The following is a 14,304-nucleotide window of genomic DNA, read 5'->3' as shown; positions in this document are numbered from 1 at the left end:
TTTGAACAGGCAGAGTCAGAGCAGGCACAGTTTCAGCAGGCAAAGTCTCAGTCTGCAGGACTGCGCCTGCTGCCGCCCCGGACCCACCACAGCGCGGTCCCGGTGCTGTCGCTGGACCAGCTCGGCGCCGTCGAGGTTCCGTCCGGCTCCGGCCCCGTCCTGGTGCCAGGAGCACCCGGCACCGGTAAATCGACGGTCCTCGTCGAGGCTGCCGTCCGCCGCACTCTCCGGGACGGCCTGGACCCGGAGCGGATGCTCATCCTGGCTCCCGGAAGGCTCGCCGCGGACACGCTCCGCGACCGCTTCACGGCCCGCTTGGACCGGAGCCTGAGCACGACGCCGGCGCGGACCTGGGCGTCATATGCCTTCGATCTGATCCGGCGTGCCAAGGCAGAAGGCCTCCTGCCGCTGCCGCGCCAGCCGAAGCTGCTCTCCGGCCCGGAACAGGACCTGATCATCAAGGAGCTGCTGGAGGGCCATGCGCTGCCCGGCCTCGAACTGCCGTGGCCGGAGGACCTGGACGCTGCCCTGCAGACCCGCGGTTTCCGCCAGGAAGTGCGCCAGCTCTTTGACCGGATCATCGAATCCGGGCGGACGGCCGAGGACCTCGTGGCGTTGGCCCGGCAGTGCAACCGGCCCGACTGGATTCCGGCGGCCGCACTCTACTCCGAGTACCGCGACGTCCTGGACCTGCGCATGCCCGAGGCCTTTGACCCCGCCGGCATCATCACTGCCGCACGCCAGATCTTCCAGGACTCACCGGATTTCCTCGCCGCCGAGCGTGACCGCCTGCAACTGATTCTGGTGGACGACATCCAGGAGGCGAACCCCGCGGTCTTCGAATTGCTGGCGGACATCGCCGCCGGCAAGGACGCCATCATCACTGCCTCGCCGGACACTGTGGTTCAGGGCTTCCGCGGGGCGCGCCCGGATCTCGTGGCGGAGCTTCCCCGCCTCCTGGCCCCTGACGCAGTGATCCTGGAGCGTCCCCTGTGGACGGCGCATCGGCATGCCCCGGACGTGGCAGAGGCATGGCTGTCGGTGGCCGGGCGCATCTCCCGCAGGTCCGGCGGACAGTCCGCACGCCGGCTCGAACAACCTGAACCGGTCCCGGCGCCGGGATCTGAGCTCCCGACGCCGGACGGGGCGCCCCGCGCCGCCGGCCGCCCTGGGGCGGTCGAGGCCCACCTGCTGCCGTCCCCGGTCCACGAACTGCGGTACGTGGCGCAGCGGATCCTCGAAGCACAGCTGAACGACGCCCGGGAACTTGGGGACATTGCCGTGATCGTGCGCAACGGCGGCCAGCTCAGCCAGCTGCAGCGGTACTTGGCCGGCCAGGGGATTCCGGTCCGGATTCCCGTCGCCGAATCCGCCGTCCGGGACGAGGTCGCGGTCCGTCCACTGCTGGATGCCTATGCGGTGGCCCTGGACCCCGCCGCGCTCACGCCCGAGTCGGCCGTGTCCTTGCTGACGTCCCGGATAGGGGGCGCCACGTCGATTGAATTGCGGAGGCTGCGGCAGTCGCTGCGCCGGGAGGAACTCCTGGGCGGCGGCGGACGCACCAGCGACGCCCTCCTGGTCGAAGCTCTGCTGGAGCCCGGGGCGCTGGCAACGCTGGGCATCGAGGGGCACTCGGCCCGCCGGATCGCCCGGATGATCCGGGCGGGGCAGGACGCCGCCGAGGCCCCAGGAGGGAACGCCGAGACGGTGCTTTGGGCGCTCTGGCATTCCACCGGCCTTGCCTCCCGCTGGACCGAGGCCGCCCTCGCCGGAGGGTCGGCCGGTGCCAGGGCCGACCGTGACCTCGATGCCATGATGGCGCTTTTCCATACCGCGGAACGCTTTGTCGACCAGCTGCCCGGCTCCGGCCCCGAGCAATTCCTTGAATACCTGCTGAGCCAGGAACTGCCCATGGATACCCTGGCCGCCCGGGCGCAGCTGGAGGACGCGGTGGAACTCATGACCCCTGCCAGCGCCGCCGGCCGGGAGTGGCCTGTGGTGATCGTGCCGGGACTGCAGGAAGGCGTGTGGCCCAACACCCGGCTGCGCGGCGAACTGCTCGGCAGCACTTTGTTCGCCGACGCTGTCGAACACGGTGTGGAATATGCCCTGCGACTGGATCCGCAGAGCCGGCTGCGCGAAATCCGCTATGACGAACTCCGAAGCTTTTCCACCGCGGTGTCCCGCGCCCGCGAGGTGCTGATCTGCACTGCCGTGTCCTCGGAGGATGAGCAGCCGTCCTCGTTCCTGGACTATGTGGCGCCGCTGCGGCCGGGGCAGGACCGCCGGGGCTTTACGCCGGTCGAGCGTCCGCTGACCCTCCGGGCGCTGGTGGCGGAACTGCGCCAGTACGCCCAGCTCGACCCCAAGGCTGCGGAGTCGGCCGAAGCCGCGGCCGTGCTGGGAGCCCTGGCCACAACTGAGCCGCCGGTTCCGGGCGCACACCCCGCGAGCTGGTGGGGACTGGCCGAGTTGTCCTCGGAGGAGCCGGTTGTTCCGCCGGGCGGTACCGTGTTCGTGTCGCCCTCGAAGGTCGAAACCGTGCAGAAATCGCCGCTGGACTGGTTTGTCCAGGCCGCCGGCGGAGAAGCCGCGACGGATTTTGCCCGCAGCCTGGGAACTCTGGTCCACGCCATCGCGCAGGACCTCCCGGACGCCTCGGGAAGCGAATACGTCGCGGAACTCGTCCGGCGCTGGCCCACACTGGGGATGAAGGACAACTGGGAGGGCAAGCTGGACTTCCAGCGTGCCGAGTCCATGGTCCGCAAGCTCGCCCAGTATGTCCTCGTGATGCGCAGCGAGGGCCGGAGCCTGATCGGCGTCGAACAGGACTTTGAAGTCAAACTGCCGGACGTTCCGGCGGAGACCACCGCCGGACCCGCCTCCGAACCCGGCGACGGCGGGAGCCTCGGACCGGCGCGGCCCGCCGTGCTGCGGGGCCAAGTCGACAGGCTCGAGATCGACGCCGAGGGCCGGCTGGTGATCATCGACCTCAAGACCGGCAAGCGCCAGCCCGGCAAGGCGGATCTGGACCGCCACCCGCAGCTGGGCGCCTATCAGGCCGCCGTGCTGGCCGGGGGCTTTGCAGGTCCCGACGACGGGCCGCCGCCGCTGCCAGGCGGGGCCGTCCTGGCCCAGCTGGGCACCACAACCAAGAGCCCCGGCATCCAAGCCCAGGCCCCACTGGACCCGCAGGACAACTGGGCGCTGGAGATGGTCGGCGACGCCGCCCGTGTGATGTCCGGCAGTGTTTTTCAGGCCCGCCACGATCCGTCCAAGGGAGGCCACGGCGGCCACGGCTGCCGGCTCCCTGAAGTGTGCCCGCTGTGCGTGCGGGGAAAGCAGGTTACTGAATGACCCCCGAGGCGCCGGCGACCGGCCCGGCCGGCCTGCATCCGGCACCGAATCCCCTTCCCGCACCGCGGTTCAGCCCGGAGGAGCTGTCGGCACTGCTGGGGGAGAAGAACAGCCCCACTGCCGAACAGTCCCTGATCATTTCCTCGCCCCTCACGCCGCGGCTCGTGATCGCCGGCGCGGGCTCGGGGAAGACCGCCACCATGGCGGACCGGGTGGTCTGGCTCGTTGCCAACGGCCGGGTCCGGCCGGAGGAGGTCCTCGGCGTCACCTTCACGCGTAAGGCCGCCGGTGAACTCGCCTCGCGGATCCGGGCCAAGCTGGCCGCCCTGACGCGCATCGCGGCGGCCGACACCGGGAACACTGTCTTCCCGGCCGGGCTGCTGAGCACGGACGCGCTCGAACCCAAGGTCTCCACCTACCACTCGTACGCGAGCGGCATCGTGTCCGACTATGGCCTCCGCCTCGGCGTCGAACGCGACGTCGTGTTGCTCGGCGGCGCCCAGTCGTTCCAGCTCGCCAGCGAGGTCGTGGAAGCCTTTGACGGGGACTACGAACACTTCCGGTCCGCCAAATCGACGCTCGTCAAGGCCGTGATCCAGCTGGCAGGAGAATGCGCGGAGCACCTGCAGGACCCGGCCGAGGTCCGTGGCTGGCTGCTGGAACGGGTCGCCGCGTACGAATCGCTGCCGTACGTCGCAGAGGCCAAGAAGAACCCCACCCAGGCGGCGGGCGAGCTCAGCGCGATGCTGCGCACCCGCGCCAGCGTCGCGGACATGGTGGGCCGCTACTCCGCGGTGAAGCGCGCCCGCGGCGCCCTGGACTTCGGCGACCTCGTGGCCCTGGCGGCCCGGGTGGCCAACGAGATTCCGGTCGCCGCCCAAACGGAACGGCAACGCTACAAGGTAGTGCTGCTCGATGAGTTCCAGGACACCTCGCACGCCCAGTTGGTGCTGTTCTCCCGGCTCTTCGGTGACGGCCATGCCGTCACCGCGGTGGGGGACCCGAACCAGTCCATCTACGGATTCCGGGGAGCCTCCGCCGGGCAACTTTTCCACTTCGTCCGTGAATTCCCGGTCCTCGTCAGCGGCGACGGCACCGCCCACAGCAGCGGCGGAGACCAGGAAACCGGCGGGGACCAGGAAACCGGCGGGGGCCAGGAAAGCGGTCCGGCCGGCCCGGCCCGGCGCTTCGCCGTGGCGCCGACCTCGTATTTGACCACCGCGTGGCGCAACGGGCGCAACATCCTGGCCACGGCCAACCTCATTTCGGCTCCTCTGAGCAAGGCGGCGGCGAACCTTGGGACCGCCGGTGCCCGGGAAACTGCCGATGCCGTCGAGGTACCGCCATTGCAGCCCAGCCCGGCCGCCGTCGAGGGCAGGGTCGTGATGGGACGGTTCGCCACGGACGAATCCGAGGCCGCGGCGATCGCCGGAGACGTGCTGAAATTCCGCGTGACGGACTTCGACGCCGCGCAGCCCGCCGACCCGGTTCCGCCGGCCATGGCCGTCCTCTGCCGGCGGCGGGCACAAATGGAATGCATTCGCCGCGAATTCGAAGTCCGGGGCATTCCCTATGAAATCGTCGGGCTCGGCGGGCTGTTGGACACACCGGAAATCATCGATCTTGTGGCCACGCTCCGAGTCCTGGCCGACCCCGGCCGCTCGGACTCCCTCATGCGCCTGCTGGCCGGCGCGCGGTGGCGGATCGGCCCGGCGGACCTGATGGCGCTGCGGGACTGGTCCAGTTTCCTGGCCCGCCGTCGGGGCCGCCCTGGCGGCCTGGACGGCGACGACGCCGGGCGTGCCGACGAGGATACGATCGATGACGCAGTGATTGAAGGCGACATCACGGATTCCGCCAGCCTGGTCGAGGCCCTGGACTGGCTGCCCCGCGACGGCTGGACCTCGGCGCACGGCCGCAGGCTGAGCCCGGAGGCCCGCGGCCGGCTGCAGCGGCTCTCTGACGAGCTCCGGCAGCTGCGCAGCTACATGGGCGACGATCTCACCACCTTGCTGGGCGAAGTCGAACGGGCGATGCTCCTGGACATCGAAGTTGCCGCGCGGCCCGGGATCAGCATCCATCAGGCCCGACGCAACCTGGACGCCTTCCAGGACGCAGCGGCCGGGTTCCTGCACACCTCCCACCGGGTCGACGTCCTGGCGTTCCTCGCCTGGCTTGAAGCCGCGGCGGCCGAGGAAAACGGCCTCGATGCCGCAGCGCCGGAGGTGAACCACGAGGCCGTCCAGCTCCTGACCGTGCATGCGTCCAAGGGGCTGGAATGGGATGTCGTGTTCGTTCCCGGGCTCAACGCCGGAGCGTTCCCCAGCAGCCGGGACTCGCGGTGGAGCAGCGGCAGTGCGGCATTGCCGTGGCCGTTGCGCGGCGATCGCGCCGATTTGCCCCAATGGGACCTCGACCAGCCGGACCAGAAAGGCTGGCTCGACGCGGAGAAGGACTTCAAATCTGCCGTCCAGGCGCACGGCGAAGCCGAGGAACGGCGCCTGGCCTACGTGGCGTACACCCGTGCGAAACACGTGCTCTGGATTTCAAGTGCCGCGTGGGTGGGATCCCGGGCCGGTTTGGCCGAGATGTCACCCTTTCTTTCCGGGCTGGAGGGCCTCACCGCCGACGGCGCAGCCGAAATCCACCCGCTGTCCGTCAGCGAGGACGCGCTGCCCGCGGATAGCCCCTTGACCTCTGAACTAGAAGTCGCCGCCTGGCCCTACGATCCCCTCGAGGGGCCGCATGACCCCCGGACAGGGAAACGGCTGCGGCTTGTCCCGGGCCGGCGTGCGGCCATGGAATCCGCCGCAGCCCGCGTCCTGCAGGCAATGGACGCCGGCCCGGACAGCCACGTGGACAGTGACTCGGCTGCGGCCCCGGCGCACGCCGGTGGAGACGGCGGACGGCGGCCAGTCCTGCGCGGCCCTGCGGCCGGATGGGCAAGCGAAGCGGCCACCTTGCTGGAACGCCGCTCCCGGCGTTCAGTGGTCCAGGACGTGCATCTGCCGGGCCATATCTCGGCGTCCACTCTGGTCGACCTGGAAGATGACGCAGGCTCCGTCGTGGCCCGCCTCCGCAGGCCGGTCCCGCGCGAACCGGGGATGTCGGCCCGCAAGGGCACGGCCTTCCACGCCTGGGTGGAGGAATACTTCGGCGCCGCCGGGATGCTGGACTTTGGTGAGGCTGCCGGCGCTGACGACCACATCGACGAGGCCTACGGCCTGGATTCCATGGTGGAAACTTTCCGCCAGTCCGAGTGGGCGCACCGCGCCCCCGCCCATGTCGAAGTCCCGGTCGAGACACGGATCGGCGACGTCGTGGTCCGGGGCAGGATCGACGCCGTGTTCCGTGACGCCGACGGCGGCTGGGACCTTGTGGACTGGAAGACCGGTCGCCGCCCCTCGGCGGCCCAGCTGAAGGTGAAGGCAGTCCAGCTCGCCGTCTACCGCCTGGCCTGGGCCCGGCTCAAAGGGATCCCATTGGAGGACGTCCGGGCCGCCTTCTACTACGTGGCCGACAACCAGGTGGTCCGTCCGCACGACCTCGGATCAGCGGAAAAGCTTGAGGAAATCGTGGCGGCCGCGCTGGGGAGGACAGCAGCGGCGAGGGGCGCCTAGGCGGATTCTTCCGGCCGGATCGCGCTTGCCGGAACTCGCCCAGCAGGGGGTTCTAGCGGGACGTGGTGTCGACCACCGTGATGGCGGCGGTCGACGTGTTGTCACGAGCGCCGGGCTCCACTGCGGATTCCGCCTGGACTGCGGACTTCGGCTGGACTGCGGAATCCGGCTGGACTGCGGAATCCGGCTGCAAGACGGCGATCGATTGCGTCGACGTGTCCTCGGCGGCGGGAACCGCAGTCTCAGCGTCGCTTTGCCCGGCCTCACCTGCGTCGGAATCCGGGACCCCTGCCTGCCGGGCATCGTCCTGCGTGTCATCAGCCTCGTCGGCAGCCGATGCATCGGCTGAGCCGGGGCTCCGGGGGGCCTCGGGGATGCTGGGCGCGGATCCGGCGACCGGCCCGGCGTCGGCGTCCGCGGCTGTGCCCTCGGGTGTTTCCGTGTCTGCGACCGGCTGTACGACGGCCGTCGGGGCGTCAGCCTCCGCCTCCCGCGGGATCGGCGTGACGTGCACGGCGGGCCTGACACTGATTTCAGCAGAAGCATCATCAGCCGGACCGGTACCGGGTACCGGCTCCATGGGCAGCAGCGTGACCTTGCTGACGGCGGGCGGCGCACCGCTGGCCGGATTGGCCGGAAGTGCCGGCGCGGCCGAAGCCGCGGGCGTCGCCGTCGGCGCATCGGCATCGGCACCTGCACTGGCTTGTTCTGCGCCGGGTTCGGGGGCCGCGACCGGCTGCGGCAGCGGTTCCACGCTGATGGGCTGGCCGCCGTGTTCGGCGACGTCGTCGGCCAGAGTGGCGAGCATGGACTCTGCCTCGTCGATCATGTCCTGGTTGCCGGCGGCCATGCCCTTGACCAGATACTGCGCCAGGGCGAATTCGGCGGACAGCGCAGCCCGCCGCAGCAGGTGGGCATCGGGAACATCGCGCCGGCTGGAGGTGTAGTGATCCAGGACCGCGTTCACAAAGTCCAGTTCGTTCGAGGCGACCAGCCAGGCCATGTCATCCGCCGGGTCGCCGATGCGCAGGTCGGTCCAGCCCGTCACGGCGGTCACCCGGTCACCGTCGACCAGCAGGTTGTCCTCGTGGAGGTCGCCGTGAACGACACAGGGATTGAAGCGCCAGAGGGAGACGTCTTCCATGGCGTGTTCCCAGCGCCGCAGCAGCAGCGGCGGGATTTTTCCGGTCGTGGCGGCCTGGTCCAGTTCATTGAGGCGCCGCTGGCGGAATTCGTTGGGCGTGTAGCTGGGCAGATCGGCATTGCTCACAATTGACCGCGGGAGGTCATGGATCGCGGCCAATGCCGCCCCGATTTCGCGGGCCACGGCGGGGGAGCCGCTGCTGAGGTCGTCCAAGGAGCGGGTGGCGCCGGCCAGGTGCGAGTAGACAAACGTGCTGAGCTGGCCCTGCCGGACAGTTCCCGCCACAGTGGGCATCAGGAACGGCAGCTCGGCCCGGATGCCGGGAGCAAAGGCCCGCAGAACCAGGAATTCGGTTTCCAGCCGGGCGCTGGCTTCGGCGTGCCGGGGGGAGCGGACACGCCAACGCTTGCCCTCGGAGTCCAGCAGGAGGGCTGCGTCGAAGTCCGCCGGATCGTCGGGCGCAGAGCTGACGGCGGTCGGGGTCAGGCCGGGCACCGCCGCTGTTGCTACAGCTGCCAGTTCGATAGGTTTCCTTCTCACCCTTCCACGGTAGATTGAGCGGCGCCCAAGACGGCGATGCACTCCGGCGAGTCTTGAGATAGGGACTAAATGAGGGCGAAAACCCCCGCAAACGGCCTGTCCCGCACACGCCGTGGAGCGCGCGGCGGCGTGGGCGGCAAATGTCAATTGTCTGCCCGAGTCAGTACGGTGGGTACATGAGTCTTGCGGAGTCAGCTACATCAGAGCAAACCCCCTCCGAATCCTCGGCACCCGACGCTGCGGCACCGCCGGTGCAGGTTCTGCCGGCAAACCACCTGATGGACACGGTCCTTCCCGTGCGCCCGGCCCTGGTCGACCGCGGATCCGCGGCACGCGTGAAACCCGGAATGCTGGCGGAGCTGGTGGGTTCAGGCTCGGCGCAGGCCATGGTTCTCTCCGGCCGGCAGGCCCTCGTCAGCGACAGCAGCCTCGTTCTCCTGGACGCGGCAGAGCTCGCCGGGCACTTGGCGAACACCCCGTACGCTCCGGAACACGTGATCTACCTCGGTTCCGCCCTGGCAGGTTCGGACCTCGACGCCGGCACCGAACTCGTCCTGTTCGTCCTGCCGCTCCAGTTCGAAGTCCGGGCCGAGGAGTTCGAGGCCCACGTGGCCGGCATCCCCAGCGATGCGCAGTGGGCGGGTTTCCGCGAAGTCGCGGCACGCTTGAACGCCACGGACACGGCACTGTTCGTCGAGGCCAGTGCCATCGCCAACTGGCACGCCACCCACACGCATTGCCCCCGCTGCGGCACCCCCACGCAGCCGGAAGCCGGCGGCTGGGTCCGGCGCTGCCCGGCCGATAACTCCGAGCACTTCCCCCGGACGGATCCGGCCATCATCGTGACCGTGGTGGGTCCCGACGGGAGGCTGCTGCTGGGTGGAGGGGGCCCGCTCGACGCGCGGAACTACTCGACCCTCGCCGGCTTCGTAGAGCCGGGGGAGTCGCTTGAACAGGCGGTGCAGCGCGAGATCGGCGAGGAAGTCGGGGTCCGCGTCACCGCCTCCCAGTACCTCGGATCGCAGTCGTGGCCGTTCCCCGCCTCCCTGATGCTCGGTTTCACGGCCACCACACCGGACACCGAAGTCCGGCCCGACGGCGTCGAGGTCACCAGGGCGCGCTGGTTCAGCCGGAGCGAACTGCAGGACGCGGTCCTCAGCGGCGAGATCGTCATTTCCAGCAGGCTCTCCATCGCCCGGTCCCTCATCGAACACTGGTACGGCGGCGTCATTGAGGACGCCGCGGACAGCGCCTGACCCGGCCTGCCCCCATCCGCAGGACACCCACTACTGACTGAGCAGCAAAAGTGACCACAGAGAAATTGAATTTCAGCACTATCCCCGGCGGGGAGCCGTCCGGCGGCACCACACCCGGCGGTACCACACCCGGCGATGCCCTGTCCGAAGTTGCGAGGGAACCGGACTCCCGATCGCTGGAGGAACGGATCCTCGGCGGACTCGACGCCGAGCAGCGCGAGGTCGCCAGCACCCTCCAGGGGCCCATGTGCGTGCTGGCCGGAGCCGGCACCGGCAAAACCCGCGCCATCACGCACCGGATCGCCTACGGCGTGCACTCAGGGGTGTACAGCCCGCAACGGCTCCTGGCCGTCACCTTCACGGCCCGGGCTGCCGCCGAGATGCGCAGCCGGCTCCGTGACCTCGGAGTCGGCAACGTTCAGGCCCGCACCTTTCACGCCGCGGCGCTGCGCCAGTTGCAGTTCTTCTGGCCGCAGGCGGTCGGCGGCACTTTGCCCAACCTGCTGGACCACAAGGCACAGATGATCGCCGAGGCCGCCAGGCGGCTCCGGCTCAGCACGGACCGCGCCTCCATCCGCGATCTCGCCTCCGAAATCGAGTGGGCCAAGGTGTCCATGCTGACCCCGGCGAACTATCTGGAAAATGCCCAGGGCCGCGGCACTCCGGGCGGCTTCGACCTGACGGCCGTGGCGCGGGTCTTCCAGTCCTATGAGGACGTCAAAACCGACCGCAACGTCATCGACTTCGAGGACGTGCTGCTGATCACCGTAGGCATCCTGCAGGAGGACCCGAAAGTGGCGGCGACCGTCCGCGAACAGTACCGGCACTTCGTCGTCGACGAGTATCAGGACGTCTCGCCGCTGCAGCAGCGGCTCCTGGAGCTGTGGCTCGGCGGCCGCGACGAGCTCTGCGTCGTGGGCGACGCCAGCCAGACCATTTACTCTTTCACCGGCGCCTCCCCGAAGCACCTGCTTGGCTTCAAAGCCATGTATCCCGAGGCCCACGTCGTCAAGCTGATCCGGGATTACCGGTCCACGCCCCAGGTTGTCAGGCTCGCCAACGACCTCCTCGGGGGCCGGCGCAGCGGCGGCCCCGTGGCGGACGCCGCCTGGGCCACACCGCTGCAGCTCGTGGCGCAGCGGCCGGCAGGCCCGGTGCCGCGGTTCACCGAATGTTCGGATGACGAGGCGGAAGCCGCCACGGTCGCCGCGCGGATCCGCGAACTCCTCGACGCCGGAACACCGGCGAGCCAGGTCGCCGTACTCTTCCGCACCAACGGACAGTCTGAAGCCTACGAACAAGCGCTGGCCTCGGCAGGGATCGGGTACCAGCTGCGCGGAGGCGAGCGGTTCTTCGCGCGTAAGGAGGTCCGGGACGCCATCCTTCAGCTCCGGGCCGCCACCCGGGCAGTGGCCGAAACCGCCACGCCCGAGCCACTCGGGCAGCTTGTCCGCGACATCGTCGCCTCCCTGGGCTACACGGACGCGGCGCCGCACAGCGGGGGCGCGACCCGGGAGCGCTGGGAATCGCTGGCCGCCCTCGTGGCGCTGGCCGACGAACTCGTGATCACCAGGGGCCCGCAATTTTCACTCCCGGATTTCGTCAACGAGCTCCAGGAACGGTCTCTGGCCCAGCATGCACCGACCGTCCAGGGCGTCACCCTGGCATCCCTGCACGCCGCCAAGGGACTGGAATGGGACGCCGTGTTCCTGGTCGGGCTGAGCGAGGGACTCGTGCCGATCTCGTTCGCGGACACTCCGGAAGCGGTCGACGAGGAACGCCGGCTCCTGTACGTGGGCATCACCCGCGCCCGCGAACACCTGTTCCTGTCCTGGTCCACTGCCCGGACACCGGGCGGGCGGTCCAACCGGAAGCCCTCACGCTTCCTGGATGGCCTGCGCCCCGACTCGGTGGCCAGCTCCCAGCTGAGGGGCAAGGGGCCGGCGCCGCGCCGGAAGGCGGCCGTCCCGGCGTCGTGCCGGGTCTGCGGCAGCATGCTCTCCAGCGGCGCCGAGCGGAAGGTGGGGCGCTGCAACCAGTGCCCGCCCAGTTACGAGGAACAGACATTCGACGCGCTGAGGCAATGGCGGAAGGACGTGGCCCTCGAGGCGGACGTTCCGGCCTTTGTCGTGTTCACCGATGCCACCCTGACCGCCATCGCCGAGGCTCGCCCCGAATCGCTGGAACAGTTGGCCCAACTCGCCGGCGTGGGCCCGTCCAAACTGGAGAAGTACGGTGAGGCCGTCCTGACGGTCCTGGCCGAAAGCGCGGTTCAGTGATGTCCGGTGCAGGGGGTTCCGGTTCAGTGATGTCCGGTGCCGGGGGTTCCGGCGCGGTTCCGGCGGCCATACCGCTGACCACTGCCGACGGCGCCCCGGTGCTGGTGCGCCGGTCCGCCCGCCGACGACGCACGGTCGCCGCGTTCTGGGAAGACGGCACCGCCGTCGTCGCCATCCCCGCCTCCTTCAGCAGGGCCCAGGAACGGGAATGGGTTCACCGCATGCTTGAAAAACTGCGGCTCCAAGGGGCCCGGGGCGCGCGGGGTTCCGGCCGGCGGCGCCCCCGCAGTGATGCCGAGCTTGCCGCCCACGCCGCCGAGCTGTCGGCGAAGTACCTTGGCGGCAGGGCGGTGCCCTCCTCGGTCCGCTGGGTCACCAATCAGAATTCGCGCTGGGGTTCGGCGACACCGTCCGAAGGAACCATCCGGCTCTCGGCGAAGCTGCAGCCCATGCCGCAATGGGTAATCGACTATGTGCTGCTGCACGAACTCGCTCACCTCCTGGTGGCCGGCCACGATGCCGCATTCTGGCGGCTGCTGGCGGCATACCCGGAGACGGAGCGCGCCAAGGCCTTCCTGGACGGGGTCTCGTTCGCGACCTCGCGCGGCCTGGCGCCCGGCGGATACGACGAAGCCCCGGACGGAATCGAAATCCCGGCCGGGGCCCCTTAGCTTTCGGCTAGGCCTTCGGTTTGCCGCCGTCCTCCGGACGGTCCCCGTCGTTGGCCGGACGGTCGTCGTCGGCCGCCGGTTCCTGGCCGGACCCGGTGGGCTCCGCACCGTCGTCGGACTTAGCGGTGCCCCCGGTGTCGGTGCTCCCGGCGTCCGTGGCCTCGGTGCCCGCGGGTTCGTCAAAGCCTCCGCTGAGCAGCTTCTGCAGGGCGTCATCCACTTCGCTGTCGCTGGCCTCGGCGAGTTTCCGGCGTTCGCTGAAGCCCTGTGGATCTTCCAGGTCCTCTGCCGTGGGCAGCAGGTCGGGGTGCTGCCAAACGGCGTCGCGGCCCTCCACGCCACGCTCGTCCTTGAGCAAAGCCCAGAGCGCGGCGGCCTCGCGGAGCCGGCGCGGCCGCAGTTCGAGGCCCACCAAAGAGGAGAACGCGTGCTCCGCGGGACCGCCTGTGGCCCGGCGCCGCCGGACGGTTTCGCGCAACGCAGCGGCGGAGGGCAGCAGCTTCTCGGTCGCTCCCCAAGAAAGTTCGTCCACCCAGCCCTCCACCAGGGCAAGGGCCGTCTCCAGTTTTTCGAGGGCCTGCTCCTGGGCAGGTGTGCGCTGCGGCATGAAGACACCTTGCGAGAGCGCCTCCTGGATGCCCTCGGGGTTGCTGGGATCGATCTCCCGTGCGAGTTCTTCGATCTTGGACGTGTCGATGTGGATACCGCGGGCGTAGGCCTCGATCGCGCCGAGCAGATGCCCGCGCAGCCAGGGGACCTGGACGAAGAGGCGGGCGTGGGCCGCCTCGCGCACGGCGAGGAACAGGCGGATGTCGTTCTCCGGCAGGCTGAGGCCCTCACCGAACTTCGCCACGTTGGCCGGCAGGAGTGCCATTTCGAGGTCTGCCAGGGGCACACCGATGTCCGTCGAGCTGACCACCTCGGCCGAGAGTGCGCCGATCGCCTGGCCAAGCTGCATGCCGAAGATCGCCCCGCCCATGTTCTGGATCATCGAGGAGGCGCCGCCCATCATGGACTTCATTTCCTCGGGCATCTGCTCGGTCATGGCGGCGGAGAGCGCATTGGCAATGCTGTTGGCGACGGGCTCGGTCAGCCGCTTCCACGTGCCGAGGGTTTCCTCGACCCACTCGGCACGGGACCACGCCCGGCCGATCAGCCCCGTGGCCGGAAGCCCGGTGACCTGGTCGAGCCAGAGTTCGGCCAGCCGGAGGGCCTCATCGACCTCCCGCGACTGCTGGGCGGTGACCGAGGGATCGGATCCGCTCGCCGCAACCCGCCGGGCGTTCTCATGCGCCAGTTGCCAGTTCACGGGCCCCTCCGAGGGGGCGCTCATCATCGCCTGCACTTGGGAGAACATCTGGGCAAGGAGGTTTGGATCGTCCGGGAGGCCGGCGGCCTTGGCGAGTTCGGCGGGGTCGATATTGCCCATGCCCGCCC

At 69.7% G+C, this 14,304-nt stretch carries 6 protein-coding genes and 1 pseudogene; 5 read left to right on the top strand and 2 right to left on the bottom strand.

Annotated elements, in window-relative coordinates; all coding sequences use genetic code 11:
• Positions 1 to 60 precede the first annotated feature (60 nt).
• Together LQV16_RS12175 and LQV16_RS12170 are read left to right on the top strand one after the other, a co-directional pair.
• Entirely contained in the window at positions 61 to 3,357 is a 3,297-nt protein-coding gene (locus LQV16_RS12175; protein WP_229994175.1) for an ATP-dependent DNA helicase, read from the top strand.
• Entirely contained in the window at positions 3,354 to 6,977 is a 3,624-nt protein-coding gene (locus LQV16_RS12170) for an ATP-dependent DNA helicase (protein WP_229994148.1), read from the top strand. The genes LQV16_RS12175 and LQV16_RS12170 overlap by 4 nt, the downstream gene beginning before the upstream one ends.
• Positions 6,978 to 7,716: 739 nt before the next feature.
• On the opposite strand, the pseudogene LQV16_RS12165 reads toward LQV16_RS12170, so the two are convergent.
• Positions 7,717 to 8,661, bottom strand: a pseudogene (locus tag LQV16_RS12165) (macrolide 2'-phosphotransferase); the annotation flags it as partial.
• A 278-nt stretch (positions 8,662 to 8,939) separates the two neighbouring features.
• Between LQV16_RS12165 and nudC the strand changes: the two are divergent.
• The 3 genes from nudC (at position 8,940) to LQV16_RS12150 (ending at position 12,867) form a co-directional block, all read left to right on the top strand.
• The gene (nudC, locus tag LQV16_RS12160; protein ID WP_229994174.1) at positions 8,940 to 9,917 is read left to right on the top strand and encodes an NAD(+) diphosphatase; all 978 of its coding nucleotides are present in this window, start codon (positions 8,940 to 8,942) and stop codon (positions 9,915 to 9,917) included.
• A gap of 140 nt (positions 9,918 to 10,057) precedes the next feature.
• Positions 10,058 to 12,196: an ATP-dependent DNA helicase UvrD2 gene (locus LQV16_RS12155; protein ID WP_229994173.1), complete on the top strand. Its 2,139-nt coding sequence runs from the start codon at positions 10,058 to 10,060 to the stop codon at positions 12,194 to 12,196.
• A gap of 29 nt (positions 12,197 to 12,225) precedes the next feature.
• On the top strand, positions 12,226 to 12,867 hold the full coding sequence (locus LQV16_RS12150; protein WP_229994147.1) for a M48 family metallopeptidase: 642 nt from the start codon (positions 12,226 to 12,228) through the stop codon (positions 12,865 to 12,867).
• A gap of 7 nt (positions 12,868 to 12,874) precedes the next feature.
• Here the strand turns inward: LQV16_RS12150 and LQV16_RS12145 are convergent.
• The coding region (locus LQV16_RS12145) for a zinc-dependent metalloprotease (protein WP_229994146.1) at positions 12,875 to 14,304 on the bottom strand (1,430 nt) is incomplete at its 5' end.

The organism is Arthrobacter sp. Bi26 (assembly GCF_918697925.1).
Classification (GTDB): Bacteria; Actinomycetota; Actinomycetes; order Actinomycetales; family Micrococcaceae; genus Arthrobacter.
Note: the sequence above shows the minus strand (reverse complement) of the source record. Positions and strands in the feature narration are given on the sequence as shown.

What these genes read in the sequence shown, in the direction of transcription:
- nudC (WP_229994174.1), top strand. Translation starts at nt 8,940, where the DNA reads ATGGACACGGTCCTTCCCGTGCGCCCGGCCCTGGTCGACCGCGGATCC.
- LQV16_RS12150 (WP_229994147.1), top strand. Translation starts at nt 12,226, where the DNA reads ATGTCCGGTGCCGGGGGTTCCGGCGCGGTTCCGGCGGCCATACCGCTG.
- LQV16_RS12170 (WP_229994148.1), top strand. Translation starts at nt 3,354, where the DNA reads ATGACCCCCGAGGCGCCGGCGACCGGCCCGGCCGGCCTGCATCCGGCA.